Genomic DNA, 26788 nt, shown 5'->3' on the forward strand with positions numbered 1-26788 from the left:
GCAACATGATGTGGTACACGCACGTGGTTTTCGGGGTTCTCTTCTACCTGATAGCGGTTCTCTTTGGAGCCCCGATGAGCTTTCTGGACATCGGTATGGCCGCCTTCGGCGCCCTGATGCCTGACATAGACCATCCCAAGTCGTACATCTCGACCAAGCTGCCCGGCGGAACCGTTATGCCCAGGTTCGTGGAGCACAGGGGGCCGACTCACACCATAGAGGCTGGAATACTGATAACCGCCCTCGTAGGAGGCCTGGCGTACTGGATAACCAACAGCTACTGGCCGGCGGTGGCGTTCTTCATAGGCTACATCTCGCACCTCTTCGCAGATACGCTGACGGTTTCGGGCATCAAATGGAGCCATTTCTCAAACTTCCACCCGAGGGGGAAGATAAAAACCGGAACGAGGGGAGAGGGACTGGTTCTGATACTGGTGACCTTCACCACGGTGATGCTGTTCGCCTACATCGTCATGCCGGAGGAAACGAGCAAAAACCTCGGCTGGGTCATGCTGATAGCCCTGATGGCGACCTTCGCGATAATAGGGAAGAAGCTGAAGAGGCTGAAGTGATCAGGCCTTGGCTATTGCCTCCCTCACCAGCCTCTCCGCCTTCTCCATGAGCTCCTTAGCCTTATCCTCGGTGTGGGCTTCCAGAGTTATGCGCATTATCGGCTCGGTTCCGCTCGGGCGGAAGAGGATCCACCAGTTGGAGTTCTCGATTCTAACGCCGTCTATGTCTATGAGCCTCTCGTAGTCGAAGCTCCTGAGGGCCTCGTGGGCGATTATTTCCATCGCCTTCCTCTTCTTCTCGTTGGGGCAGGGTATCTTCGCCCTCAGCGTGACGTAGCGCGGAACTTCCTTTGCCAGCTCGCTCAGCGGGCCGAGTTTGTCAATCATCTCAAGGACGAGCGCTCCAGCGAAGATGCCATCTGGAGTGAGGTTCCACTCGGGCATTATCCACGTCCCGCTCGGCTCGCCGCCGAAGACGCCACCGTGCTTGGCCAGCTCGTCCGCGACGGCAACGTCCCCGACGCGCGTCCTTATAACCTCGCCACCGAGGGGTTTAACGTAGTCGTCGAGGGCGAAGCCCGCATCGACCGTCGTCACGATTTTGCCCTTTCCGAACTTCCTGAGCATGTAGCCGGCTATAAGCGAGAGCATGACCTCGTACTCGACGAAGTTGCCCTGGTCGTCCACGACCCCAATCCTGTCGGCGTCGCCATCGTGGGCTATTCCGACGTCGGCCTTCATGGCCTTCACGGTCTTTGCCAGCGCGGACAGGCTCTTCGCGTTCGGCTCGAGCTCCCTGACGAAGAAACCGCTGGGGTGAGAGTTGAGGCTTATCACGCGGTTGCCCATCTCCCTCTGGAGGTAGGGGCTCAGAATCGAGCCGGCCCCGTTGCCGGAGTCGAGAACGACGGTGTAGGAACCGTCCAAGTGAACCATCTCAAGGGCGGCCTCTATGTACTCCTCCCGCGGGTCGGCCTTTCTGAGGCTTCCAATCTCGTTCCAGGGGGCCTTCTTGAAGTTCCCGGATTCCAGAATAGCCTCAAGTCTGTTCTCCATCTCGGGGGTGTAGGCCATTCCGTTGGCCTGCCAGACCTTTATACCGTTGTACTCGGGTGGGTTGTGGCTTGCGGTGATTGTAACGCCCGCATCTGCACCGTAGAGCCTGATGGCGAAGCCGGTCAGGGGCGTGGGCACGAGGCCGATATCTATGACGTCTATTCCCGCAGATAGGAGCCCGCTCACCAGGGCCCTCTTCAGCATCTCGCCGCTCGTCCTCGTGTCCATGCCGACGACGACCGTTCCCTCGCCGAGGCAAGTCCCCAGGGCCCTGCCGACGCCCAGGGCAAGCTCAGGGGTTAGCTTTTCGTTGACGACCTCTCGAATCCCGCTGGTTCCAAAGTACCTTCCCATGGGCACCACCTGGCTAAAGGCGTATATACGATGGGCGAATATAACCCTTTGGGTGAGTGTCATGGAGGAAAACTTCCCCTACGCAAGGGCGGCGCTGCTGTTTTCCCTCATAGCCGTCGCGGTGCTGATCTTCGCGGGCCTCTACTTCGACGTGAGGATTACCCTGATTTCCCTGCCCCTGCTCGTCTTCCTCGCGGTCATCTTCATAGGCTGGAGCGGCAACCGGTGTCTGAACAAGGGAGAGATGAGGCGCGCCATAGCGGCGACCCTCGTTGCGACGTTCATCGTCCTCGTCCTTGGAAGCGACTACATCACGATACCCTCTGAGCTGAGAAACTACTTCCTCGGCGTTCTCTCGACGATAATAGGCTTCTACTTCGGCTACCGTGGCAGGGAGACGGAGGAGGAGAGGATGGAGCGCATAATCCGCGGTCTGGGGGCTAACCTCCAGGGAAACGAGAACGAGGGCTGAGGGCCCTGAGGAGCCCCCAGCATCTTTGATCGTCCAGAACAGAAAAGGAAAGAGCCCGAAAACCCAGACTAAGGTTCGGACTACTTCTTCTCCAGCCGGTAGATTCCGACCGAGACGGTATAGCTCTCAACGTTTACGGGAGCCTTGTAGTCAATCCTGACCTGGAACGGTTGGGTTGAGCCGTAGATGAGCTCGTTCGTTTCCGACTCCGTCAGGACGTTGCCGCTCTCGTCGAGGATGGTTATCTTCTCGACTGTCCCCTCGCTGTCAGCGGTTATCTTGTACTTGCCGGGTTCAAGGACGTGGCTGAGGTAGAACACATCCCCCGTAACGGTTTCGCTCTTGACCTCGACCGGAACCTTCGTGTAGGCGGTATCGTAGTAGTACTGCATTCCGAAGATTGCCACTACACCGATGAGCACGAGCAGGAAAAATCCCACCAGGAGTTTCTTGAGCAGTCCCATTTTCTCACCTCCCTCCAGTTTTAGAAACCGTCACCAGTCCGGGGAGTTCCTCAGCGGTAACCTCCCCGCTCTGGAGCCGTATTATATCCCTCGAGGACATCGAGAGGGTCACCGTCCCGTTATCGGCCAGGTAGGTTATCGAAACGGTCTTAACCCAGGGGGCGTCCTCCAGGACGACGAAGGCCATCGCGAAGTAGTCCTTCCAGAAGCCTTCTCTATCGGCGAGATACTCCAGGGTTACGGCAGCTGTCTCGTTGGTCAATTCAACGTTTTGAACCCTCGAATCGAACAGGGTGAGGTCGCTCTCAATCCTAAATTCGGGCCTCCGGATGTCTTCAAGCTCGGCGTTCTCGAAGTCGCCATTCATTACTGTCAATGCCAGCAACGGCTCACCTAGGTAGTACGCCTCCACGCGGACCCTCTTGGCATGGCTTGATGAGTATGCCATCCCTGCAACGTCGTAGAGCATCGCGGTGAGGTTATCATCAACGGCGGGGATGTTCATCCTGACCAAGACGTCATCCCCTGAGAGGGAGACCTCAACCTCCGTGGCGCCCAGGGCCTTGACTTCATCCTGCAGCGATGAAACTCCTCCAGAGGAACTTCCGGTATCAAGGCCCGGAAGGCCCTCCGGAACCTTGACCTCTCCGCTGATGTAGAGGTAGCCCCCAACGAGCAGGAGAATGAGGAGAACGGCCCAGCCCTTCATATCATCCCCTCCTCGAAGAGCTTGTTCAGGTACAGCCTTATCCTGGCCTCCTGGTCCTTGTAGGGGCCCTTGGACTGGGCGTTGAGGGTCTGAATCTTCCTGTCCTGACTCGTCTCCTCTATGACGTCGTCTATCGTTCTCCTGATGATGTCCCTGTACTTCATACCGAGCTTTTTGTAGTATTCAGCCCTCTCCGCAGTCTTCCTGAACTCCCAGCCGTAGTCCTGGGCGACCGACTTCTTGACGGCTATTCCCAGGGACTGAACGATGAACTCCACGGGCTTCGTTTCCGGGCCCGTGGGAATCGAGTTCTTCGCCGGTGAGAGCCTGAGCTCCCTCTCCTCGATGCCGCTCATGTCGTTGTACAGCGACGCGCTCCTACCGTCAACGTGGAGATCGAGGGCGGTCTTCCTTACCGCGTCCTCTCCCTGGAAGAGCTCGCTGTCCTTGTAGGCCTTGACGTAGTCCTTGAAGAGTCCGAGGGGAGAAACGCCGTACTTCTCCAGCAGGCCGTCGAGAGCCTCTAGGCTTGAGTCAACGGTCTTGTCGAGGATGTATTTGTTGCCGTAGTACTTCAGCTTGAAGCTCAGGGCGGTACCCTTGCCATCTGCACCCTTGTTGATGACCCTTACCAGCTCACCCTCCGGGGTCTTGACCCGCACCACCTCTATGTTCCCGCCGCTCAGTCCCTCAAGCTTCCCCAGCGTCTCCTCCATCCTGGCCTTAGCCTCGGGGCTGAGCACCACGTTAGGCCTCTCAAGGCCGGAACCGCCCTTTTTGGTCTCGCCCGTTCCAGTCGTGGTTGTCGTGGTCACGTTTCCCGAGCCCCCCGAGGGAGCACCGGGGCCGCTGGTTAGGGGTATCGAAACCATGTTTCCGGGAATCGTGTCGAGGTAGTGGTTGATTAGGGTCGGAAGGGCCACCTCAACGTCGCAGGCGGAATCGTCGTAGTACCAACCCTTAGCGAGGATAAGGTACGGTCCCTCCATGACGATGTACCTAACCGTGACCTGGAGCCTGGGCGACTCATCTGGATGTGCCTCAACCCAGCTCTCGCAGCTCGCCGAGATGCACTCGTGGGTTATGACCTCCCTGAAGACGGCCCACTTGGAGTCGGACGAACCTCCGGCCTCGTCGACCGTGTAGCGGTAATGAGTCGCCACGTAGGGATTCCCGTCGAGGTCATTCCCCACCTCATCCCTGTCCTCGTGGGAGCGCCAATCCGCCAGGGTCTCCTCGTAATAACTCCCTTCGGCGCTTGCGTCAGTGAAGTAGCCCATCCAGAGGTCAACCTCGTAGGTGGCGTTGAGCTTGCCCCGATCCCTGCAGACGAAGGCGAAGTCGGCCAAACTTGGGACATCAACACTCCCCATCATCGTGCCCCATCCTTTTACCTTCAGATTGAGCGAGAGGAGTTCGGAATCGCTCGGGGGCGAGCGCACGTACGGTTCCGTGATCTCACCGTAGGCCAGCATTGAGCCGAAGAGAAGGCCCGCTACCATGAGCACGATGCAAATTCTAAGTGCCCTCATGCCATCATCCCCAGAACCGCCCGGAACGCGGGCTCGTTCTTTCCAACCATACTTTCACTCCCACTATCACCCATCTCGCGGAAAAGAAAAGCGGGATAGGGTTGCGTATTTCAACAAGTTACACGTTTTTAGGTAATAAGCCTTTCGGAGAAAAAGATTCGAAAAACGGGGAAATCAAGGCATCAGAAACGAAGTTTATTCGCCAGCTCGACCAGCTTCCTCGCCCTCTCGAGCGAGACCTCGTTCTCGACCTTTCCGTCGCGTTTGATCCACGTGCCCACTATGAAGCCATCGGCGTACTTCCACAGCTCAGGGAGGTTGTCGTAGCCCGTTCCAGAGCCCACTAGGACTGGCACCGGCGAGACTCTCTTTGCGACGGCCAGTTTTTCAACGTCAACCGGCTTTCCTGTTGCTCTGCCGCTGACCACTATCGCGTCTGCAAGACCGCGCTCGACGGTGTCCCTTATCGCGTCCTCGAAGTCGAAGAAGTGAACCGCATGCTTGACGTGGACGTCGGCGAAGACCTTTATTTTGCTCGGGAGGAGCTTTCTGAGCTTAGCGAGGTCGTGGGCGATGCCCTCTATGAGGCCCTGGTCTGTGTAAGCTATACCACTCAGCACGTTCACCCTTATGAAATCCGCCTTCACTGCGTAGGCTATTGAGTACGCGGCGATTCCATCGTTTCTAAGGACATTTATCCCGAGGGGAAGGCTCACCCCGTCGCGGATTGCCTTAGCGACCGCGGTAAAAGCCGCGACTGTGGTTTTGTCCACGTACTTCGGGAAGGGAACGTCGCCGAAGTTCTCGACCATTATCGCGTCGAAGCCGGCCTCCTCAAGGGTTCTCGCGTCCCTGAGGGCGGATTCGATCACGGCATCGAGATTCCCATCGTAGAGGTACGAGCCCGGGAGGGGCCGCAGGTGAACCATGCCTATGAGGGGTTTCTTCTCGAATTCCATAACACCACCAATCCAAGGACGACCCGGCGATAGTTAAGGGTTTTGGGCAGGGATGTCCAAAGTATTACATTGATGCAAAGCCTTATATAACCCGCGATTGAAGTAAGGAACATCATGGTGAGGCGGAAATACATCGCCTTTCTCACCCTCACACTGCTGTCTCTCCTCCTTACCTCCGTCGTCCTGGGACCAGCCCTCATTGAGGCTCCCCCTGAAACCAAGAGCATCGAGGAGATACTCTCTCCGAAGCTTCCGCCCGGGAACGAGAGCAACGAAACGGGGCCACCGGTCGAGGTTCCGGTTTCTCCCCACTTCGTCCTCCTGGTAACTGGGGCTGCCCACACCCACTACCTCAGGCTCAACGTCTACACCGACTACGTTGACGGGAGGTGGACGACGAGAAACGCCACTAGGGTTCCTAGCAACATCATCGCCCCGCCGGAGATAAAAGTCCCCCACCACAGCGAAAGGGACAAGGTAACCGTCGGCTCGTTCCTTCCCCTCAGCGGAAACCTCTTCACCTCCCTCTACACGACCCGCGTTGATGGTGCCGGGGCCGAGGCGGTTCCGGAGTACAACCTCTTCAGAACCGGCCTGAACGTGACGACCTACTCATTCTCCGCGGTGAGCTACACCTTTGACTGGCCCTACCTGGTCAACCTCACCGCTGGAAACCAGACGGAGTACCTCTCCGCCCCCAACGACACCCAGCTTGTGGCCCTGGCGAGGGGCATAACCATGGGCGCGACTTCGGACTACGGGAGGGCCCTGAGTATAGCGAGGTATCTGGCCAACAACTACAGGCACGTGGAGAACGCCACGCCCCCGGCCAACACAGACAGACTGAAGTGGTTCCTGTTTGAATCCAAAGCGGGTAGCTCCTACGACTTCGCCTCGGCCTTCGTCGTGCTGGCGAGGCTGAACGGCCTCCCCGCGAGGCTCGTCGAGGGAGTCTACATCGATGCGATTCCCCAGACCCAGGTCGTGACCGAGAGAAACAGGCACTTCTGGGCGGAGGTTTACTTCAAGAACGCAGGCTGGCTGGTCTTCGACCCGCTGCACCCAGATCAGAACGTTTACGTTCCCTTCGAGCTTGAGATTACGCCGCCGAAGATGACCCTCAACCCCGGTTCGCCGGGAACGGTTACGGTAAAGTTCGAGCGGGTCGCGGGCGGGACGAATTCGAGCGTTGTCGTGGAGGTTCCCACCCTCGGAAGGATAGCGCTCATCAACGAGTCGGGGATATACAACCTGACAGTGGGCCCCTTTGAGGAACCCGGCCACTACCCGGTCATTGCCAGGGCCTCCACGGGAGCCGGAACGCCGATGTCCGTACTCCGTCTCACCGCAGTTACGGTTCCGGGGGCGATAACCGTCATCCCGGACCAGGCATCGGTTGGACTCCTCAAGGAGAACCAGGTTGTCCTCGGTCTTTCCATCCAGGGCGCCACCCAGGATGTAAGGCTCGAAACAACCTCCCCGCTGGTTGAGACGTGGTTCTGGTGGGGAACGCCGGGAAGCGAGACCGGGATATACGTCAGGCTGACCTCGCCCCTCAGGTATCCGCCCGGATGGCACGTCCTTAACATGACCGTTACGAGCGGAGCGGAGAGGTATCCTCTATACATCCCAGTCTTCGTAATGGAACCCACGTCCCTCGGCGTGAAGGTTCCCGAAACGCTCACCGCGGGCGATTCGCTCACCGTAAACGGCACGGTAAGGGGGACGGTCACCGGGGAGGCGCCGTCCTTGGGGAACGTCGCTGTATTTCTGAACGATGAGAAGAGGTACATCCTGATAGGATACGGCAACGTCTCGAACGGCAGATTCTCGATGCCCGTTAAAATCCCCGAGTACCTCAAACCCGGAACCAGGCAGGTCGCGGTGTACTACGTGGCACCCCCCGGATACCCGTACCTCGCCACGGGGACCACGCTCGTAGTCAAGGTAAAGGGGCTGGCGAGGTTTTCGCTTCCCGGGCTGATTCTGGCCAGACCTGGAAACGTCACCATCGTGGGGACGCTCCTCGACGGGGCGGATGAGCCGATAGCCAACGCCAGCGTTGCCTACTACCTGGACGAAAGATACCTCGGAAACGCAACGACCCGCACCGACGGTAGGTTCTCCTTGAGGCTGGAGATTCCGGGGATAGAGCAACACACGCTGACCCTTGAGTATCCAGGAAGTGCCAACCACTCCCCGGCGACCATAAGCGTTAGGGTCGCAACCGTTGAGCTTAACGTCCCCGAAAAAGTGACCGGCGAGCTAGGAAAGCCCGTCAGAATCAGCGGGCGGGTCATCGGGATTGAGAACGCCACGCTAAACGCCTACGTGTTCCCGGGCAAGACCTACACATTCAACGTCGTCAACGGAAGCTTCGATTTCACCATCGAGCCCTTCCAGACCGTCGGCGAGAGGTCCCTGGAGTTCAGACACGGCGCCAGCGTTCTGAAGAGGATAACCGTTGCGGTGGTCTCCCCTGTGAAGATAGAACTGCTGACGTCGGAGGCGAAGGGAGAGGAAACCGCCCGGCTGAAGTTCCGGGTCGTGGATTCCGTTGACGACCCCGTCGGTGGGATATACCTCAACGTCAGCGTGGACGGCTTCTCGATGCGCGTAATGACCAACGACTCGGGGATAGCCACCCTCGACGTCCCCGTGCCTGAGAAGAAAACCAACGCAACTGTGACAGTTGCCTTCGACGGCTCCCCCTACTACCTGCCCGCCAACGGGAGGTTCCACGTCATAATATCCAAAAAGCGGAAGATCCTCTGGCTCTACATCGGTGTGATCGTGATAATCGGGGCTCTGGTGGCCAGATACAGGCTCGTGAAGAGGAAACCCGAGGAGAGAAGGCGGGAGAGAATTCTGAAGATAATATTCAACAACGGTATACCCCTGTTCCAGGAGGGCGAGACCATGGAGATAAGCATAGAGTGCGACGGTGAGCCCGAGCTCTACGTCGATGGAAAACCCTTCGGAAAGGGGCGGGACTTCAAGCTGAGCCTGCCGCTGGGAGACCACACGATAGAGGCCAGGTGCGGCGACCTCGTGGAGACCACAACGGCAAGGATACTGCCCAGCTACAACGACGCCGTCGTGGAGTACTACGAGAGGTGCTTCCTCCCCTGGGCGAAGGGTGTGGGGGTGGACGTGGACGAACTGACGCCCAGGGAGATAGCGGAGACCCTCACAGACATGATGTACCCGTGGGAGCCCATAGATACCCTCACGTGGATATTCGAGAAGGCCAAGTACAGCGGAAGGAGGATCTCGAGGGACGAGTTCATACTGTTCTACCGCTCGGTACTCGAAGTGATAGGGGGTGGTTGCGGTGTTTAAAGTCAACTGGGGAAGAATCGCCATATACATCGGCGCCCTAACGCTCATGTACGCCCTCTTCACCCAGATGGAAGCGTTGAGGGTGCTCATGGGCCCTGCCGCGGTTCTGGTGGCGTTCCTGGTGGCGGGAGAATTCATCGCCGCCATAAGGAGAAAAAACGAAGCGTTCGTGACCAGACTGCTGGGGGTTACCCTCGCGGCGCTCTTTGCACCCTCCGAATGGAACATTCCAACGGCCATGATCGCCCTCGGCGGAGGGATGGCTTTCATAGCCCCCCGGCTCGAGAGTCACTCCCGGTTCATCAGGGGAGCCGGGCTGTTGATTGGCCTCTACGGCATCTCAAGGCTTCCCCCTCTCGCCGCAGTTGGAAGCGTCTTCAGCTACGCCGGCCTTTTCCTGTTCCTCGGCTATTCGATAGCCGAGCTCGGTGAGAGGTATCCCTGGACCGAGCCCGTTGAGAGGAACCTGCTCGGGCTCGGCGCCCTCGGTGCAATCCTCGGCCTCTACGTGGCGGTGAGGGGGAGCCTGAGCGAGAGCCATCCGGAGCTCGTGTTCTACGGGGAGTGGCTGGTTCTTCTCCTGGGCGTCATCGCGGCGGGAAGCATGGTTTATTCGTATATCAGCGAAAAAGACCCGGAGGAGTACCTCCTCTCCCAGTGGAGAAAGCACGAGGCGAAGACCGTGGAAAAGCTCGGCCCGGAGCTCGCGGAGGCTAGTAGAGCCGTCGAGGACTTCGTGGTGCACGGGAAAAAGGGACCGCTGGTGGCGTTCATAGCCTACTACGGCTCGCGGCTCTTTGATGACAGGAAGCGCTTCGAGGCGCTCGTAGAAAAGATAGCCGACTACAGGGCCAGGCAAACCTCCCGGCTAACGCCGCTCTGGATAAGGCACACCTACGAGAGGAGGGAACTTGAGAGGAGGATTAGAATCGTTGAGGAAGTTTTTGAGGAACTGAGAACGCTCATGGGGTGGGAGTCATGATGGAGGTTAAAGAGGCGTTTGAAGCCCTTGAGGAAATCGTTGAGGGGATTTCCAAGGTGTACATTGGCAATGAGGTCGTCATTAAGAAGACTCTAGCGGCTGCGCTGGTGAATGGGAACGTCCTCTTCGAGGATTACCCCGGGTTGGGTAAAACCCTCCTGGCGAAGGCCTTTGGGAAAGTCCTGGGCTTGAAGTATACTCGCGTCCAATTCACTCCAGACTTACTCCCCGCGGACATTCTGGGCACCAAAGTCTGGCGTCAAAACCTCGGGACTTTCGAACTGATCAAAGGCCCAATATTCACCCACGTTCTCTTGGCGGACGAGATCAACCGCGCCCCGCCAAAGACTCAATCAGCGCTGCTCGAAGCCATGGAGGAGAAGCAGGTGACCATCGAGGGAGAAACCTTCACCCTGGAGAGGCCCTTCTTCGTGATTGCAACTCAAAACCCGATCGAGTTCGAGGGGACTTACCCGCTCCCAGAGGCTCAACTCGACCGTTTCCTGCTCAGGCTTCGCGTTGGTTATCCGAAGAGTTTAGAGGATGAGATTGCCATTCTCGAGGCTCGCTTGTCTTGGGGGAAGGATGACCCAACGGTTGATATGAAGGCTTTGATCGACCGTGAGACTTTCGTCGAAATGCAGGAGCTGGTAGAGCGGAGAATCTTCATCAGCAGGGACCTGCTGAGGTACATTGCCGAACTCATCAGGAACGCTCGAGCTGACGAGCGGGTTGAGGCGGGGCCGAGTCCTCGCGGGGGCATTGCCTTGATGAAGGTTGCGAAGGCGAATGCTTTACTCGAGGGGAGGGATTTCGTCCTGCCGGATGATGTTAAGGCTTACGCGGTTGATGCTTTGGCGCACAGGATTGTTATCAAGCCCGAGTACGCTTTTGAAGGTATAAGTGGTGAGGAAATCGTTAGAGAAGCCCTAGAAAAAACACCCGTACCGAAAGAGGCGGGGGAGAGATGAGGAAAAGCCTGATGGGATACATCCTCTGGGCACTGCTCCTTGGGACGGCCTTCCTCTCGCCGGGGATGATAGGCTTAGCCATAGTGCCGCTCTCCCTGCTCGCCCTGGCGATGCTCGTTGACCCTCCCAGGGAGGTGAGGGTGAAGAGAAAGCTCTCAAGGCGCGAGATAAGGCTCGGCGAGGATGTCGAGATCAGGGTCGAGGTTACCGTGGAGAAGGGACTCGGACTGGTCGTCGTCAGGGACCCGCTTCCAAAGAACGCCGCCCTTACATCGGGAAACAACGTTGGGGTGTTCTTCAAGGGACTGAAGCCGCTGAAGGCGGGTTACACCTACAGGATACGACCGATGCTCAGGGGATTCTACACGCTGCCGAGGAGCGAGGTAACCACCAGAAATCCGCTGGGGACGAGGTACATCTGGGGGCTCTACGGCGAGGAGCTCAGGCTCAGGGCGGTCCCAAAGGTCATCAGGGCGGTTCCGATTGCGGAGACGAGGAGAAAGGCAAAGATAAGCGTCCCGGAAACGAGTTTCTCGATAAGGGGCCCCATCTCCACCGATTTCAAGGAGATAAGGGACTACCAGACCGGCGATCCGGTTAAGCTCATAAACTGGAAGGCCACCGCGAGGATGGGGCGGGTTCTCGTCAACGAGTTCGAGAGGGAGGGCAAAAAAACCGTCCTCTTCATAGTCGACGCGAGGGAGGGGATGAAGATCGGCCCCGAGAGCGAGAGCCCGTACGAGCACGCCATGAACCTCGTCGCCTCGATGGCGCACCGCTTCCTGAGGAAGGACTACCACGTCGGTCTCTACCTCCTCGGGGCAAAGAAGTTCCTCCCGCCGGCCACCGGGCCCAGGCAGCTCCACACGATTGTGAAGACGATGATGGACTTCGAGAGGGTTAAGACGGAGGAGGAGAGCTTCTCCGACGCGGTCGAAAGGTTGAAGAGGATACTGGTTCAGTACAGCCCCCTCGTCATCTACGTCTCCAACGTCCTCGAGAGGACGAGCGGCGAAACCAGGAGGGGAGTGCTCACCGTGATGGCCGTCCACAGGGGGAAATCCAGGCCGGTGGTGGTGGACATCTCCGTCTATCCGACCCTCGACCCGAGGACGGGCACGCTGATTGAGATGGAGAAGCGGGCCATAATGGCGGAGCTCGAGGGCACCGGGGCCTACGTCGTCCGCTGGCTCCCTGGAAGGGAGGATATCGGAGAGGTGCTGAGCAAGCTGCTGGGGGAGATAAGATGAGCTTCCGGGCGGTAAAGCTGGCGGTGGTGCTTCCGGCGATAACCCTCACGTCCCTGGCGTACTCCAACTTACTCAGCCCCGGGGACTACCTGCTGGCGGCGGCCTTCGGGATAATCCTCCTGGGGACGTTCCTCTCCAGGGGCTCAGCCAGCGGGACGGTCTTTCTCTCGACGGTCCTCTACTCGGTTCCCTACGCCATAGCGTTTTCGCAGTTCCTGCCCCTGGCATTCCCCGAGGCCTACAGAAACCTGAGCGAGGCGATACTGGCGAGCCCCTACTTCTCCAACCCACTGGTAATCTTCACCCTGATAGCCCTGAGCATACTCGCCGACTACGTCGAGACCGCCGAGACCTGGGAGGAGACATTAAGGCGGCTCGGGTGGAGGGGCGCCGGTGGAAAGACCCTCCTCTATGGCCTCCCCGTCGTCCTGCTGGCCTTTGCACTCTCCCTGGGGCTCCTATGGCTTGGAAGAAGTCTGGGACTCTCAACAACCGGGGTTCTGCTGCCGGTCCTCCTGCTCATCCTTGGCCTGGCGGTGGCGTACTCGTCAATCGAGGGCGGGAGCTATCGAAGGGTCGTCGTTGCAGTCGAGCTCCCTCCTCTGAACGGGGAGGTAGTCATAGAGAATCCCGATGAAAGAAGGGTCATGCCGCTGAGCCGTTCCGCGGCCTTCGAGTGGGACACCATTCGATTGGAGGCCGAGATGAAGAAAAGGCCGACTCGGGTGGTTCTGCGGAGCGGTAGCGGTGAGGAGGTTCTGACCCCCCTCATAGAGAGCGTCGACGGCGAGACTCTGTTTCTCCTCTATAGGAGGGGCAGTAAGGAAGGTTAATATACTCCCACATCCAAGGGTAACACGGTGAGAGTCATGAGCACAAACCTTCCAAAGGCCGTTGTTCGGCATTTAGAACCAGATGAAAAGGTTCTGTTTACCGTCAGAAAAAAGGTCAGCCTCGAAAAGCCGAAGTGGCTGGTAATAACGGACAGGAGAATAGTCTACATCGATGAGAAAGTCCTCGGAAGGTACGACATGAAGGCCATACCCTACCAGAAGCTTGAGGAGGTCACCGTTGAGCTGGGCGTCATATCCTCTGAGTTCATAATAAAGGGCGAGGAGAACATAAGGCTCAAGCTCGGCTGGATGAACAAGGAGCAGGCCAGGGAGACGATAAATGCCATAAAGGATGCGCTGAACGCCATAGCCATCGAGCCGGTGACGATAGAGGTCAAGAAGGGCCTGACACACGAGACTTGGGTGCTGAAGAAGCCCAAGGAGCTCGTCAGCAGGGTCGTTCCGGCTGGAACCACCGTCCAGCACGCACCGGCCGTGGAGAAGAAGGAGGACCCCCTCGAGAAGCTCAAGAAGCTAAAGGAGCTCTACGACATGGGCGTTATAAGCGCCGAAGAGTACGAGGAAAAGAGAAAGAAGCTACTCGAGCAGATTTAGCCCTTCTTCCATTTCCATAACACCGCCAGCAGAACTCCTACGGCTAAGAGGGCGTAGGCCCAGCCCCATCCCCCTTCTGAAGGTTCAGGTTCTGCGGTAGAGGTTGGCACTTCCACCGGTTCCTTCCCGAGAACCACGGTCGTCGAGTTCACGAAGCCGTAGAGGGTCACGTTGAGCGGTTCAAGCTCCCCCCATGGAGAACCTGTGTAGAGCTCCACAGAGAAGGCCGTTCCGTTGGGGAGAGGGGCGACGGTGAAGTAGTAGCCAGTTGAGGACCTGAGTAGAGGTCTTGGCTCGGCCAGCTCCGGTAGGTTACCCTTAATCCAGAGCCTCCCGGTGAGGTTTGTGGCGTTGATGGCTATAAGCGCCGGGAGGTCGTTCCCCGAATAGTAGCGCAGCTTTGCCGGGTTGCTGGCCTTTTCTCCCGTCTTGACCACTACGTCGAGCCAGGCATTCTCAGTCTTCATCTCGGGAACCTCGACGAGTATCTCCGTTGAGTTCCACGAGAGAACCCTCGCCTCGACGCCGCCGATGATGACCCTTCCTAGGGAGCCGAAGCCGGCTCCACCTATGAGGATTCTCTGACCGGGCTGGGCGATGTAAGGGGTCACCGAGCCTATGAGGGGTTCTTTCTGCTCCCCTTCGATGTGGAAGACGTAGAAGCTGTTGCGCCCGAGTTCAAGGGAGGCCCTTCCATTCGAAACGCTCATCTGAGCGCCGGTCAGAGCATCGCGGTAAGTTCCGTCAGGCCAGTCGAGGTTGAGGGTCAGACTGACGGGCGAGCCCTTATTCATGACAGCTAGAATCTTATGGCTTCCAAAGGTTCTCTCAAAGGCCCATACGGAGTAGTTGGCATAAACCGTTCTGAAGTCTCCAAAGGCCAGGGCATCGTTGGTCTTTCTCAGCTCCGCCAGGGTTCTGATTATTCTCGCCGCCTCGGTGGTGTTGTTGAAGACCATCATCGGCCGGTTGTACGGGTCGCCCTTCCCATCCCTACTCACAAGGTAGCTCTCGTCGCCGTAGTATATCACCGGAATCCCGGGCAGGGTCATGGTCAGGGCTAAAGCCATGTGGAAGCGCTCCACCGCGTCGTCCCGCTTTGCCGCGTTGAGGAAGCGGACGAGGTCGTGGCTGTCGAGGAAGTTCAGCTGCTTGTTCGGATAGACAAAGAGGGAGTAGTAACCCTCAAGCGTTCTGGAGAGGGTTTCGAGGCTTCCCACGAAGCCGAGAGTTCTCACGATGTTCTCCCTTATGGGTATGTTGAGAACCGGCGAGACGTTGGAGTAGCGGTAGAGCTCGTAGAGGTCGTCGCTCCTTTCCGGCGAGAGGGAGTAGTACTCCCCGTAGATGAAGAGAGGGTCTCTGGAGTAGAGGCGCAGGTAGAGGCTCTCAAGCCAGCCGAGTTCCATGTGTTTAACGGCGTCGATCCTGAAGCCGCAGGCGCCGGAGTCAACGAAGAGCAGCGCGCCCTCCGTGAGGTATGAATCGACCCAGGGGTTGAGCTGGTTGAAGTCGGCCAGGCCGAAGAGGTTGGCGTACTTGAGGGGAATTCCCTCCCACGTGAATATGTTGCCGTTGTGGTGGTAGACGTTCTCCCTGATGCCCGTGTACGGGTTCACTGTCGCGTTCTTGGTGTCCCGGTAGTAGTCGGTTACAAAGGTGCCGTTGTCGTAGAGCGCTCCAAACTCACCCTCCGTCGCCGGGTTGGAGTGGTTGGGAACGTAATCGACGATTATACAGATGCCCCTCTTTCGGGCCTCCTGCACGAGCCTCTTGAAGTCCTCCCAGGTTCCAAAGTGCTCATCTATGCGTTTATAATCGCGCGTCCAGTAGCCATGGTAGGGTGCACTTCCGGCCGCCATCCTGTTGATGTTGTCGTTGAGAGGGGAGACCCATATCGTTGATACGCCGAGGCTCCGGATGTAGTCGAGCTTCTCGATAAGTCCCTCGATATCGCCTCCCCAGTAGAGGCGGTAGTTGGTGTGCGTTGGGTCGTAGAAGGGCCCGTTGTTGCTCGCGTTTCCATCGTAGAAGCGGTCGACCATCACCGGGTAAACGACGCCCCTCTCGGGGACTTGGTAAGCGCCGACCAGTGGCGTCAGGAGCATCAGGGTTATGATGACCACCAGAACTGACCTCACGGTATCACCAAAGGTGATAAGAAAAGGGGCTTAAAAATCTCACGTCCCGAGTATGTCCTTGAAGCTCATGGACACTATCGAACCCAGAATCTCGTCGTTCGCAGCCTTCAGGGCCCTGAGCCTGTACTTCCCCTTGCCCGCCTCCCACTGGAGCACCGTGCTGGCGGTCTCCTCTAGGAGTGGGAGGAGCTCGGGGTTCTTCCGCTCCATGACATCCCGGTTTATGAAGTAGAAGGCGAAGCGGCTCTTCCTGCCGACGAACGTTGATATGTTGCGGACGAGCCTTATAACGTCCTGCCTCTCGAGGGCCACGAAGAGCTTGTGTATGCCGAGGACCGGGTTGCACACGACCTTTTCAGGCACGACCTTGTCGTATATCTTGCCGTAGTACTTGAAGTCGAGGGAGTACTTGTCCACCTCGACCCTGCCGACGACGTTGCCGAACTCTCTGTTGCCTCCGATCTTTATTACCGGAACCTCCATGAGGGCCTCCGTGTCCAGGCCCATCAGTTCAAGTCGAATCACGTACTCAGAAAATGTATCCGAGATATCGTCAATAAGAACCGGGCTCTCTGCGTGCCCGCATCTGCGGCACATGAGGTAGAGGAGAAGTTCGGGAGACGACACCGCGCTGTATTCAACGAGCACAGTCTCACCGGGCCTTATTTTGAGGAGGATTTTGTCAATTCCGTGACATACCATATCCGCTCACCTATCTAGTTTTTAAGATGCCGACCTATAAAAGCTTACCGAGAAGGGCCGAATCTACACCAATCTGGCAATGCCGAGAACCCTCGGGGAATAAAAGGAGCCCTTTCTAACGATTTCGCGTCCGATTGCCCGGACTGAACGCAGGAACTGGAAGGCGTTTCCGACGAGCATGTTGTCCCTGAACGGAACCACCTCGCCGTTCTTAACAACGTAGCCCAGCTCAACGGTCAGCGAGAAGTCCCCGCTCACGGGGTTGGCGGTGTGCTCACCGAAGACCTTCCTCACGACGATCCCCTCGAAGTCCCCAAGGTTCTCGTCACCTGGGGCCACCATCACGTTGCTCGTCCCTATGTGGGGGGTCGTCCTGAAGTCCCGGACAGCGTTCCCAGTGCTCCTCAAATTCAGGAAGCGGGCGTAGGTTTCGTCGAGGAGGAAGGAGCGTATTACGCCATCTTCGACCAGAAGGGTCCTCTCTCCGGGATTACCCTCCCCGTCGAAGGGGAAGCTTCCAACGCCCCCCGGAACAGTTGCATCGTCAATGACCGTAAGTCCCTCGGGTGCGACCTCCTCACCGAGCCTGGAAAAGCGGCTCCTGCCGTGATAAACGCCGTCTCCGAAGAGGTTCTCGAGGAATATCCCCAGAACGGCGCGGAAGGCTTCGGGTTCAAGGAGAATCTCACCCGAGTGGGGCTCCATCTTCCCGGCGCGATAGCTGAGCTCGGCCTCCCCGATGGCAGAGAGGAGGGCGTTCTCAAGCTCCTCGAAGGGCTGGAGAGAACGGTAGGTCTGATAATACGAGCCCGAACCGGTTTTTCCATCCTTTTTCACAGCGTAGGCCGAGACGCTCATCCCGGTACCTTTGGCCTCGAGCCAGACTCCGTTGGAGTTCGCTATCCCGTAGGCGCTGACCGCGAGGGCCATCGACCCCGATAGCGTGAGGGAATCGTCCCTCAGCTCGCGCATCCTGGCGGCGAACTCTCCCGCGAGGGAGTGGGCCTCCTCGAAGGGTATCTCATCTATCCTCCTGTCGTAGAGACTCCCAACGTGGGGCACCTTTGTCGGAGAGGGGAAGCCAACGAATGGCACCTCGCTAACCTTGGCGAGCTTTATCGTCCGCTTTACGAACTCCTCAAGCGTTTTCCTGTCGTAGTTCAGGCCGGTTACGTAGGAGAAGCCGAGCCGTCCTCTGTAGCCGACGCGCAGGCCTATGCCAGAATGGAACTTCCTCTGGGAGCGTTCGAGTCTCTCGCGCTCTATCCGGAAGGAGCCTCCCCTGCCCTTCTCCCAGTAGAGCTCCCACTCAACGTTCTCTCGCTCCAAGATTTCGACGAGTTCCTCTATCATTGGCACCGAGAGAAGTTTGGATGGGAATTTAAAAGGTATTCGACTACTTCTCCATGGCCTCGTAGAGTTTCAGAAGCTTTTCGTAGGCGGCCTCCTTCATCTCGGCCAGCCTTTTGAACAGCTCCGCCACCTCCTCGTCGCCGGACATCCTCTGGAGCTTCCGGTAGATATCCCTGCCTATCGTTTCGGAGAGCATGGCAATTGCAAGGGCGTTTTCAAGCTCTTTGGTCTTCATCAGCTCTCTGCATACCGGCAGGGTATCCAGGGGCGGGGCGTTGAACTCGAGGGGCTTCATGCCGGGATAGAGCTCCTCGAAGAGCTTCCTCAATTCCGCCGCATGCTTCCGCTTTTCCTTTGCCAGGTACCTAAACTCGTCAACTAGGATGCCCTCAACTCGGCCGGCAAGCCATTCATAGGTTTCTGCACCGCATTCCTCGTTGCAGATGGCGTAGCTGAGGAGTTCGTAGCCGTTGAGGTTCTTGAGCAGCGTCTCAACATCTTGAATAATACCCACATCTATCGCCATTTCACCCACCAAATGTAAAATTGAAGTTTGAAGTATATACGCTTTACCGCAGCCCACCAACGAGCGCCCTCGTGAGCACGTGCGGCCCGCCGTCGTCGACCGGCACCCACTGTCCCTTTCCACAGTAGCCGGGGAACTCGATCCTGAGGTCATCCCCTATGGCGTGGATGTTCCGCAGGACGTCGAGGATTCTGCCGGAGAGGGCCACGTCCCTGACCTGCGCCTTGATTTCACCGTTCTCGATTAGGTAGCCCTCCTTGGCGCCGAAGGTGAAGGTGCCGTTGGCTGTGTCAACCTCTCCCCCCTTGTCCCCTACCATGTAGAGGCCGTTCTTGACCTCCTCGACCATCTCCTCGAAGGACCAGTCCCGGGGCTCGACGTAGGTGTTGCTCATCCTCACGAGGGGCTGGTAGTTGTAGCCCTGGGCACGGCCGTGGCCGTTCGGCTCGAGACCGAGCAGGGCGCTCGTCTCGCGGTCGTTGAGGTAGTTCATCAGAACGCCGTTCTTTATTACCTCAACCCTCTTGGCCTTTATTCCCTCGTCGTCGTAAACGTAAGAGCCGAATTTGCCGGGCAGGGTCGGGTCGTCAACGACGGTGAGCTCCTTCACCGCTATCCTCTCACCCAACCTTCCGGCGAGTATGCTATCGCCGTTCTTAACCGAATCAGCCTCGACGGCATGGCCCAAAGCCTCGTGGATGAAGACGCCGGTAAGCTCGGGATCCATTATCACCGGGAACTCTCCGGAAGGGGGCGACTGGGCGTGAAGGAGCGAGATTGCCTTTTCCTTCACGAAGGCAGTCCAGCGGTTCAGGTCTATCCCTTCAACGAGCTCCCAGCCCGCGGTGCCACCGAAGCTCTTCCAGTAGCTCTGCATCTCTCCGTTTTCCCTGGCGGTAACCGAGAAGCTCAGCCTCAGCCTCGGGACGACCGTCTCGATTTCGCTCCCGAGGGAGTTGAAGTAGAACCCCTCCTTGAGGCCATCACCGTAGTAGACGCTCCTGTTGGAGGCCCTCTCATCCCGGAGGAGTGAATCGATCTCCTTCACGAGGGCAAGCTTGTCCTCGACGTCCACGTCGAGAAAGCTCTTCTTCGGCCTTATTTCAGCCCTGTCCTTGATGGGGTCTCCGAGGTGAATCTTCGAATTGCCCTTTGAGAGCTTCGCTATCTTCATGGCGGTCTCTATGGCCTTTTCGGCGCGGCCCATGTCGTTGGCGCTTGAGAAGCCCCAAGCGCCGTTGAAGGCCCTGACCCCTATCCCCATTTCGGTGTTCATGGCAAGCTCTTCGAGCTGACCGTTCTGCATCGTGAGGTGGGAAGCGGTGACGCAGGTTATACGTATTTCATAATATGATATACCGTAACGCTCCGCAAGCTCCTCGGCCCTTCGCATCAGTGCCTCCATCCTCCCACCGGGGAACATAAAAGGAGTAGCGTTTATATGACTTCCCATAGAGGGATGAACCACAAGGGTTTAAGTGTTGGGTATGGAGAGGCGTAGTGAGATACTCCACCACATCCAGGGCAAACCGGGAATAACATTCCGGGAGCTTGCAAGGGAGCTGGGAATAGGGATAGGGGACCTCCAGTACCACCTCTACCGGCTGGAGAAAGAGGGGAAGGTGTTTTCAAGGAAAATCGGAAAGAGGCGCTATCTCTTCCCTGCAGACTTTGAGGAGAAGGCACAGAGGCTGCTGATAGCCATCTCAACGGAGACCCGAAGGAGAATCCTCCTGCTCCTCATGGAGGGGCCCCTGACCCAGAGCGAGATAGCCAAGAGACTCGGTCTCAGCCAGCCCACCGTGAGCTACCACATAGGGGAGCTCGTGAAGCTCGGCATTGTGGATGCCCGAAAAGAGGGAAAGAGCGTGACGTACAACCTCTCCTACGACCCGAGGATAATAGCGCGCGTTATAAGGGAGTACAGGCCCAGCCTCTGGGAGAAGCTGGCGGACAACCTGATAGACATGCTCACTGGCATGGGTGATGAAGAATGATGGAGACCCTGCTAACACTCGTAACGTTACTGCTCGCCCTCGCACTGGCGGGTATATCCTACATAGCATACAGGAAGAGCCATTTGAGGGCAACGCTCTACCTGCTTATAGCGTTCTTGCTGCTGGTAATAAAAAAGGCGATAGAGGCACTACATTTGGCGGCATGGATAGAAAGGGATGTGAGCATAGCCGTGGGAGTGCTCGAGATCCTCGTCCTCCTACTATTCATAATGGCCCTCTGGAAGCGCTAACGGACTATCATCACCGGGGGCTCTATCGAGCCCACGACCTCCTCAAGGAGGCTCCCTATCCTCGTTTTTCCGCTCCTTCCGTATGCACCCATGACAACCAGGGTGTAGTGGCCCGAGTTGGCCTCCTCGAGTATCCTCTCCTTGGCCGCGCCCTCAACTATCTTAAGGGAGCAGTTCACGCCTTCCTCGTGACACTTCTCCAGGAGGTTAGACATTATCCCCTTGATGCTTCTCTTCATGTCCTTCCATATTTCCTCCTCGAACTTCTGAAGCTCCCCAAGGTTTTCGCTGACCATCCCCAGGTTGAAGGCCATGGCCTTGGCTTCCCTCCTGTCGAGAACCGAGAAGAGTATCACCTTTCCCCTTTTCCGCTTAGCCACGGCTATCGCGTGCAGAGCAGCCTTCTGGCTCCACTTTGAGCCATCAATGAGCACGAGTATCCTCATCCATCACACCCCTACGTACCTTATCCAGATCAGCCCCAGCCCAATGGCAACCGTGACGAACATTATGACCATTCCTACTTTCAGGAAGTCCATAAACGTTATCCGAACTCCCTCCCTGCCGGCAATACCGAGGACAACAACGTTGGCACTCGCACCTATGGCTGTCCCGTTGCCACCAAGGCACGCTCCGAGCGAGAGGGCCCACCAGAGCGGGTAAACGTTCATAGAACTCCCCATCGCCTTTATGAGCGGTATCATCGCTGCGGTGAGGGGGATATTGTCCACTATCGCGGATGAGATTGCTGAGAACCATGTTATTATAATCAACGCCTCACCGGTGCTTCCTATGTAACCCAGTATCCAGCGGGCAACCTGATCGATGATGCCCGTCTCCACGAGTGCCCCAACCAGTATGAAGAGGCCCATGAAGAAGAATATCGCCGTCCACTCGACCTTTTCGAGTATCTCCTCAGGGTCCATCCTGCTCCACAGGAGGAGAACGGAGGCGCCGGTGAGGGCGACGACGGCCGGCTCAATCCCGAGCCTGTCGTGGATGAAAAAGAGCATGACGACCCCGATTATGACCGCCACGGATTTTTTAAAGAGGGAGTAGTCCCTTATGGCCTCGTCCTCATCGAGCTCGCCAAGGGTTGAGAGTATTCTGTCCCTCTTGGCGTCGCTAATCTTCATCGCCTTCCGGTAAACCAGGTAGATTATACCGAGGGATGTGAAGAGGTCCACGAGCGCTATCGGACCCATGTTGAGGAGAAACTCGTTGAAGCTCAGCCCGGCGGCGGAGCCTATCATTATGTTGGGCGGGTCGCCGATGAGGGTGGCAGCCCCACCAATATTGGAGGCGAAGACCTCCGACAGGAGAAACGGAACGGGGTTGATGTCCATGAGACGGGTTATGTAAAGGAGCATCGGCGTCAGAAGCAGAACGGTTGTAACGTTGTCGAGAACCGAGCTTATGAGGGCAGTAACGACGGCGAACAGCAGGAGAACCTTCATGGGGCTCCCCTTGGCAAACTTGGCAGTTTTTATGGCTATAAACTCGAAGAGACCGCTCTCCTTGGCGGTGTTGACGATTATCATCATGCCGATGAGAAGGAAGAGCGTGTCGAGATCGAGGTGCTCGGGGAGCGCCTCCCACGGCACTATGCCGAGGAGCAGCACCACTGCCGCACCGAAGAGAGCCGCGACGGTTCTGTGAACCCTCTCGCTGATTATCATGGCGTAGGTTACCAGGAACACTGCAACGGCAATCCCTGCCACGATGGTCTGCTCCATGCTCATCACACACCTAATAGATTATAACAGGACTCTCAAGATGCTGGACTATCTTCAGAACGACTGGGCTCACGGGGGACGTCTTAGTGACCTCCGAGCCGTAGCTCCGGGACACGACGAGGAGGTCAAAGTTCTCGTTCTCCATGAGTCTTATGACGTCGTCACCCTTGCTCCCCATGAAGTGCCTCCGCTCGACTCTGAGACCCAGTTCCTCAAGTCTTGGGGCTATTTTAAGAACAAGGGCCCTAGCAAATTCCATTTTGGCATTTCTAAGCTTTTCGGCCTCCTCCCTGCCAAGGGTCTGTTCAATGAGCGCCAGCGTCCGCTTCTCCGAAATGTAAACGAGCGTCACGGACGCGCCGCTGTAGGCGCTCAGCGTGTCGTAGAGCTCCTCAGGTATCTCACCGGAGAACCTATCGATGGGGATCAGAATTGAACGGATCTCTGGAAGAACGAACTCCTCTGGGAGGAGGAGAAATTCCCTGTAGCGCTTGGCTATCTTCTCGTATCTTTCACCGGCAATATACCGAAACTTTCTCTGTATCAGCCTGCTGAATACGTCCATTCCCCTCCCCCCTTTGAGGGGTCGCTGGATGATATATAAGGATTTTGTTACAGTCTTCTAATTAAAGAGATGAACCACAAACCCTTTATTAAGCCCAAATAGAGGTAGATAGGGGTGAGAAAATGAAAAGGGCACTTGTACCACTGCTGATAATCATGCTTCTGCTCCCCTTTGCATCCTTTGCCACCGCTGAATGCCCCAGCGAAGGCCACACGGTAGTGCTGAAGGCACCGGCCGTCTCAAGGACAGCCAGCGGGGAGCTGATAGGTGTTGCCACGGATTTCGTCATCACAGTCGCACCGGGGACCGGTCACGTTTACGTCGAGACGTGGCCCCTCGCAGAGGTTGACATGCAGGCGAGTGCCAGATTGGCCGCCCAGATAGCGGGTAAGGTTCTCGGGGTAGATATGAGCAAGTACGATGTTTTCATCCATATTAAGGCCGATTCCCCGATAATCGGCGGCCCCTCCGCGGGAGGGACCATGACCGTCGGAATCATCGCGGCCCTTGAGGGGTGGAAGGTCAACCCCAAGGTTATGATGACCGGGATGATAAACCCGGACGGCACCATAGGGCCCGTAGGAGGAATCCTGGAGAAGGCCTCTGCAGCCCACGACGTCGGAGCGCAGCTCTTTCTGATTCCCCAGGGACAGCGCATCCAGTACGTTCAGGAGACCCAGAAAAAGGAGATTGGCGGCATAGTCGAGATAAACACTCAGACGAAGAAGGTTGACGTCGTTGACTACGCCAAGGAGCGCTGGGGACTGACGGTCATCGAAATCAAGGACATCTACAACGCCGTCTACTACTTCACCGGCCACAAGATACCCAGGCCGGAGGCGCCCGCGTACATAAAGATAGACACCTCCTTCCTCAAGGACGATGCGCTCAAGGACTACGACAACACAACGGCCTACTACCAGGCCACCCTTGAGAAGCTCAAGAAGAGCGACGTCAACTACGCCACATACACGACCCTCATGGAGGCCCTAAACGAGGCCCAGGCGGTGCTCAACCAGTCGAAGCAGAGCCTCGACGACGGGATGTACTACACGACGATGAGCAAGGACTTCCAGGCGAGGATAATAATAAGGCACGTGGACTGGTACCTGGGCGTGAAGTCGGAGGAGGACGTCCAGAGAATCCTGAGGACAACTGGGTCGGAGATAAACGCCTCGGAGCGGAGGGTGTCTAACATCACGATACGAGGCACGACGATGCTCCAGGCAGTTGCGGCCGCCGAGGAGAGGGTGGAGCAGGCCAAGGAGTTGCTGGACGAAGCCTGGAAGTACTACTACACCGGTGACTACTGGGACGCCGTTGGCGATGCGGCCTACGCCTACGAGAGGGCAAAGACAGCGGTCTTCTGGGCGAGTCTCGGCGAGAGGTTCGCGACCGGCGACGTGATAGGCAAAGACGTGGTCAAGGCCACAGCGAGGGACTACATAGACGAGTCCAACCTCATAGTGACCTACATAGAGTCGATGTACGGCACCGTTGGGGGCGACCTAAGTCAGAGCATCCAGCAGGCGGAGCAGTACTACGAGGACGGCAAGTACTCTGCGGCGCTCTTCACGGCGATGGAGGCGCGCGTGAGGGCGCAGGTCTTCCTCGATACGCTGGGAATAGACAACCAGACTGTCCTCAAGGACAAGCTGGCGGGAATGAAGGAGGGCGCTAAGGTGGCCATTGCGATGGCCCAGAACCAGGGCATAACGCCCGTGCTGGCCATAGCATACTACGAGTTCGCGGAGAGCTACGAGCAGAGCGCCGAGGAGAACGGCAGCATGGAGGACCTCCAGACGGCCATGATATTCTACCAGTACGCCAGGGAAACCGCCAATCTGTTCCTCAGCAAACCGGCCCAGTCCGTACCGGCGGCCAACACAACGGCAACCGACGTTCCTCAGATAGTCATCCCAACACCATCATCCGCCGAGACTTCGACGAGCACCCCCGGCGACTCCTCTGAGAGAATCCCCGAGACGGCGATAATCCTGATAGCCGTCGGCGCGTTCCTCGTCGGTGCAGCGGTGGGCAAGAAACTATGAACCTTCCTTTTCCCTCTTCCTCAGGAGTCTTACCTCCCAGTCAGAGAGGCTCGGGCACACCGTGCAGCCCAACCGGTAGAAACCTTCGTAGTAGAGAGGGTGGAGCTCGATGCCTCTCATCAGGAGGAAGAGCTGAACCATCAGGCCGCTCCAGAACTTCACCGGCATGACCTCGAGGAACCTTCCAAGCACGTCATTCCGCCGCTCCAGAACGGGCGGTTTGAGCCTTCTCCTAGCACTCTCGCCGTCGCGGTCTCCCACGAGCAGGAGGGGTTTCTCGAACTCGGAGGCGGCCCGGTAGAGGGCCTCCACCTTCAGCCTCGTGCACCAGCGGTTGGAGTGGGTCGGCACGCCGTACCGGTCGAGCGGCATGGGTACGTCAATCCTGATGACGTCAACGCCGAGCCTCCGGGCGATCTCCTCCACGTACTCATCCGTCCCGGGCATCTCATATTCCATGCGGACGTAGACGGCTGTGACGTCGTCAAAGACCTCGCTGGCCAGGAGCAGGGCGGCCGTTGAGTCCTTCCCGCCGCTCCACGGAACGACGATGTCGTGCCCCTCAAACCTCCGGAGAAAGGCCCTGCTGGCCTCCGCAAAGGCCTCTATATACCCCCGGTTAAGCTCGATGAGCCTCTCCAGTGGTACCGCCTCAGCCGAGGGAATCCTCCAGAGAACCTCCACAGGGGAGCCGAGCCTCTTGCTGACCTCGGCCACCCTGTGCGGGCCGGAGTAGTAGACCTCGAGGTTCATCAGCTTCCTCAGGACGAGGGAGTTTTCTCCAATTTCGACGCCGAGGATGGAGCGCATCGCCCTCCGGAAGCCCTCCCCCATGGCCAGGTAGATGTCGTAGTCCGGGTGAATCTCGATGCCAAGGGGATTCTCCGGGTTCAGCGCGTAGGCGTCCTTCCATTCGATCCCAAGCCTGAACCTGGCCTTGATCTCTTCGATGTTGGAATGCAGCTCGTCAACCCGCATGTTCCTCACGCGCTTCGTCCTCAGAAGCCGCGCGTAGAAGGGCTTGCCGGATTCCTCAAGGACGGGCAGCACTTCCTCCATCAGCTCCTCCTCGGCATCTCCAAGGAGCAGGATGGGCACGTACGGCTCATCGAGGAGCTCCCGGAGGGGGCCCTCAACCTCTTCCAGTGTTCTGCCGCCGCCGAGGCTTGAAACCTTCAGAAAACCGCCGTAGTTTCGTTCGTTTATGTACTGAAGGGCCTTGGCGTCCTTCCTGGCCCTGACTATGAGATGGAACATGAAAAAAGATTTTAGGCGAAGCTTAAAACCTTTGCCGCCGATGATGAAAACTCCCTGCCCTGAACGGTGAGGAGAACCGGCTCCCTGAGGCAGAAAAGGGCTTATGTCCCAGGCCCTTCACCACCCTTCTCCCCCGAGTCAGCTCCCCAACGAAAATC

25 protein-coding genes are annotated in these 26788 nt (G+C 57.6%); 11 read left to right on the forward strand and 14 right to left on the reverse strand.

Going from position 1 to position 26788, the window contains the following annotated elements:
• The first annotated feature begins 5 nt into the window (after window positions 1-5).
• Window positions 6-572 (forward strand): metal-dependent hydrolase, encoded by a 567-nt coding sequence (locus tag A3L10_RS07370; RefSeq protein ID WP_088867018.1) that lies wholly within the window; start codon window positions 6-8, stop codon window positions 570-572.
• Here the strand turns inward: A3L10_RS07370 and glmM are convergent, their stop codons facing one another.
• Complete coding sequence (gene glmM / locus A3L10_RS07375) at window positions 573-1922, reverse strand: phosphoglucosamine mutase (RefSeq protein WP_088867019.1); 1350 nt, start codon at window positions 1920-1922, stop codon at window positions 573-575.
• A 61-nt stretch (window positions 1923-1983) separates the two neighbouring features.
• Here glmM and A3L10_RS07380 point away from each other — a divergent pair, with 61 nt between their 5' ends.
• Window positions 1984-2394 carry a hypothetical protein gene (locus A3L10_RS07380; protein ID WP_088181049.1) on the forward strand — a complete coding sequence of 137 codons (411 nt, stop codon included), beginning with the start codon at window positions 1984-1986 and terminating at the stop codon, window positions 2392-2394.
• Between the two features lie 80 nt (window positions 2395-2474).
• On the opposite strand, the gene A3L10_RS07385 is transcribed toward A3L10_RS07380, so the two are convergent.
• The 4 genes from A3L10_RS07385 to A3L10_RS07400 form a co-directional block, all read right to left on the reverse strand.
• Window positions 2475-2858: a hypothetical protein gene (locus A3L10_RS07385; protein WP_088867020.1), complete on the reverse strand. Its 384-nt coding sequence runs from the start codon at window positions 2856-2858 to the stop codon at window positions 2475-2477.
• 4 nt (window positions 2859-2862) lie between these two features.
• Entirely contained in the window at window positions 2863-3567 is a 705-nt protein-coding gene (locus tag A3L10_RS07390) for a hypothetical protein (RefSeq protein ID WP_088867021.1), read from the reverse strand.
• Window positions 3564-5099: a hypothetical protein gene (locus A3L10_RS07395; RefSeq protein ID WP_088867022.1), complete on the reverse strand. Its 1536-nt coding sequence runs from the start codon at window positions 5097-5099 to the stop codon at window positions 3564-3566. Before A3L10_RS07395 ends, A3L10_RS07390 begins: the two co-directional genes overlap by 4 nt.
• Window positions 5100-5281: 182 nt before the next feature.
• Window positions 5282-6058, reverse strand: coding sequence for a BtpA/SgcQ family protein (locus A3L10_RS07400; protein WP_088867023.1), 777 nt, complete (start codon window positions 6056-6058; stop codon window positions 5282-5284).
• Window positions 6059-6172: 114 nt separating this feature from the next.
• On the opposite strand from A3L10_RS07400, the gene A3L10_RS07405 reads away from it, so the two are divergent.
• Genes A3L10_RS07405 through A3L10_RS07430 form a run of 6 tightly spaced genes read left to right on the forward strand, consistent with a single transcriptional unit; the run spans window position 6173 to window position 14051 of the window.
• Window positions 6173-9400 (forward strand): transglutaminase domain-containing protein, encoded by a 3228-nt coding sequence (locus A3L10_RS07405; RefSeq protein WP_088867024.1) that lies wholly within the window; start codon window positions 6173-6175, stop codon window positions 9398-9400.
• Complete coding sequence (locus A3L10_RS07410) at window positions 9393-10382, forward strand: hypothetical protein (protein ID WP_088867025.1); 990 nt, start codon at window positions 9393-9395, stop codon at window positions 10380-10382. The genes A3L10_RS07405 and A3L10_RS07410 overlap by 8 nt, the downstream gene beginning before the upstream one ends.
• Window positions 10379-11353 (forward strand): AAA family ATPase, encoded by a 975-nt coding sequence (locus A3L10_RS07415; RefSeq protein WP_088867026.1) that lies wholly within the window; start codon window positions 10379-10381, stop codon window positions 11351-11353. Before A3L10_RS07410 ends, A3L10_RS07415 begins: the two co-directional genes overlap by 4 nt.
• Window positions 11350-12603, forward strand: coding sequence for a DUF58 domain-containing protein (locus tag A3L10_RS07420; RefSeq protein WP_088867027.1), 1254 nt, complete (start codon window positions 11350-11352; stop codon window positions 12601-12603). Before A3L10_RS07415 ends, A3L10_RS07420 begins: the two co-directional genes overlap by 4 nt.
• Entirely contained in the window at window positions 12600-13436 is an 837-nt protein-coding gene (locus tag A3L10_RS07425; protein ID WP_088867028.1) for a hypothetical protein, read from the forward strand. Before A3L10_RS07420 ends, A3L10_RS07425 begins: the two co-directional genes overlap by 4 nt.
• Window positions 13437-13472: 36 nt before the next feature.
• Window positions 13473-14051 carry a PH domain-containing protein gene (locus A3L10_RS07430; protein ID WP_088867029.1) on the forward strand — a complete coding sequence of 193 codons (579 nt, stop codon included), beginning with the start codon at window positions 13473-13475 and terminating at the stop codon, window positions 14049-14051.
• Here A3L10_RS07430 and A3L10_RS07435 read toward each other — a convergent pair.
• The 5 genes from A3L10_RS07435 to A3L10_RS07455 all read right to left on the reverse strand — a co-directional run bounded on the left by A3L10_RS07435 (window position 14048) and on the right by A3L10_RS07455 (window position 20178).
• The gene (locus tag A3L10_RS07435; protein WP_088867030.1) at window positions 14048-16192 is read right to left on the reverse strand and encodes an alpha-amylase family glycosyl hydrolase; all 2145 of its coding nucleotides are present in this window, start codon (window positions 16190-16192) and stop codon (window positions 14048-14050) included. The two genes, A3L10_RS07430 and A3L10_RS07435, sit on opposite strands and share 4 nt — an antisense overlap.
• Window positions 16193-16231: 39 nt before the next feature.
• On the reverse strand, window positions 16232-16894 hold the full coding sequence (locus A3L10_RS07440) for a DUF257 family protein (RefSeq protein ID WP_088867031.1): 663 nt from the start codon (window positions 16892-16894) through the stop codon (window positions 16232-16234).
• Window positions 16895-16957: 63 nt separating this feature from the next.
• Window positions 16958-18247 (reverse strand): TldD/PmbA family protein, encoded by a 1290-nt coding sequence (locus A3L10_RS07445; RefSeq protein ID WP_088867032.1) that lies wholly within the window; start codon window positions 18245-18247, stop codon window positions 16958-16960.
• A 43-nt stretch (window positions 18248-18290) separates the two neighbouring features.
• The gene (locus tag A3L10_RS07450) at window positions 18291-18773 is read right to left on the reverse strand and encodes a ferritin-like domain-containing protein (protein WP_157726915.1); all 483 of its coding nucleotides are present in this window, start codon (window positions 18771-18773) and stop codon (window positions 18291-18293) included.
• 43 nt (window positions 18774-18816) lie between these two features.
• On the reverse strand, window positions 18817-20178 hold the full coding sequence (locus tag A3L10_RS07455) for a TldD/PmbA family protein (RefSeq protein ID WP_088867034.1): 1362 nt from the start codon (window positions 20176-20178) through the stop codon (window positions 18817-18819).
• 82 nt (window positions 20179-20260) lie between these two features.
• Here A3L10_RS07455 and A3L10_RS07460 point away from each other — a divergent pair, with 82 nt between their 5' ends.
• Entirely contained in the window at window positions 20261-20770 is a 510-nt protein-coding gene (locus A3L10_RS07460) for a winged helix-turn-helix transcriptional regulator (RefSeq protein WP_088867035.1), read from the forward strand.
• On the forward strand, window positions 20767-21021 hold the full coding sequence (locus A3L10_RS07465) for a hypothetical protein (protein ID WP_088867036.1): 255 nt from the start codon (window positions 20767-20769) through the stop codon (window positions 21019-21021). The genes A3L10_RS07460 and A3L10_RS07465 overlap by 4 nt, the downstream gene beginning before the upstream one ends.
• Here A3L10_RS07465 and A3L10_RS07470 read toward each other — a convergent pair.
• The 3 genes from A3L10_RS07470 to A3L10_RS07480 are packed head-to-tail and all read right to left on the reverse strand — an operon-like array spanning window position 21018 to window position 23322.
• Window positions 21018-21467: a universal stress protein gene (locus tag A3L10_RS07470; protein WP_088867037.1), complete on the reverse strand. Its 450-nt coding sequence runs from the start codon at window positions 21465-21467 to the stop codon at window positions 21018-21020. The genes A3L10_RS07465 and A3L10_RS07470 overlap by 4 nt on opposite strands.
• A 3-nt stretch (window positions 21468-21470) precedes the next feature.
• Window positions 21471-22757 (reverse strand): ArsB/NhaD family transporter, encoded by a 1287-nt coding sequence (locus A3L10_RS07475; protein WP_088867561.1) that lies wholly within the window; start codon window positions 22755-22757, stop codon window positions 21471-21473.
• Window positions 22758-22770: 13 nt separating this feature from the next.
• Window positions 22771-23322, reverse strand: a complete 552-nt coding sequence (locus A3L10_RS07480; RefSeq protein ID WP_088867038.1) for a universal stress protein — start codon at window positions 23320-23322, stop codon at window positions 22771-22773.
• A gap of 122 nt (window positions 23323-23444) precedes the next feature.
• Between A3L10_RS07480 and A3L10_RS07485 the strand changes: the two genes are divergently transcribed.
• A complete protein-coding gene (locus A3L10_RS07485) occupies window positions 23445-25373 on the forward strand; it encodes a S16 family serine protease (RefSeq protein ID WP_088867039.1) in 1929 nt (642 codons plus the stop codon).
• Here the strand turns inward: A3L10_RS07485 and A3L10_RS07490 are convergent.
• The gene (locus tag A3L10_RS07490) at window positions 25368-26630 is read right to left on the reverse strand and encodes a phosphoadenosine phosphosulfate reductase domain-containing protein (RefSeq protein WP_088867040.1); all 1263 of its coding nucleotides are present in this window, start codon (window positions 26628-26630) and stop codon (window positions 25368-25370) included. The genes A3L10_RS07485 and A3L10_RS07490 overlap by 6 nt on opposite strands.
• Between the last annotated feature and the right edge of the window lie 158 nt (window positions 26631-26788).

The sequence above is a fragment of the Thermococcus radiotolerans genome, assembly GCF_002214565.1.
GTDB classification, from domain to species: Archaea; Methanobacteriota_B; Thermococci; order Thermococcales; family Thermococcaceae; genus Thermococcus; species Thermococcus radiotolerans.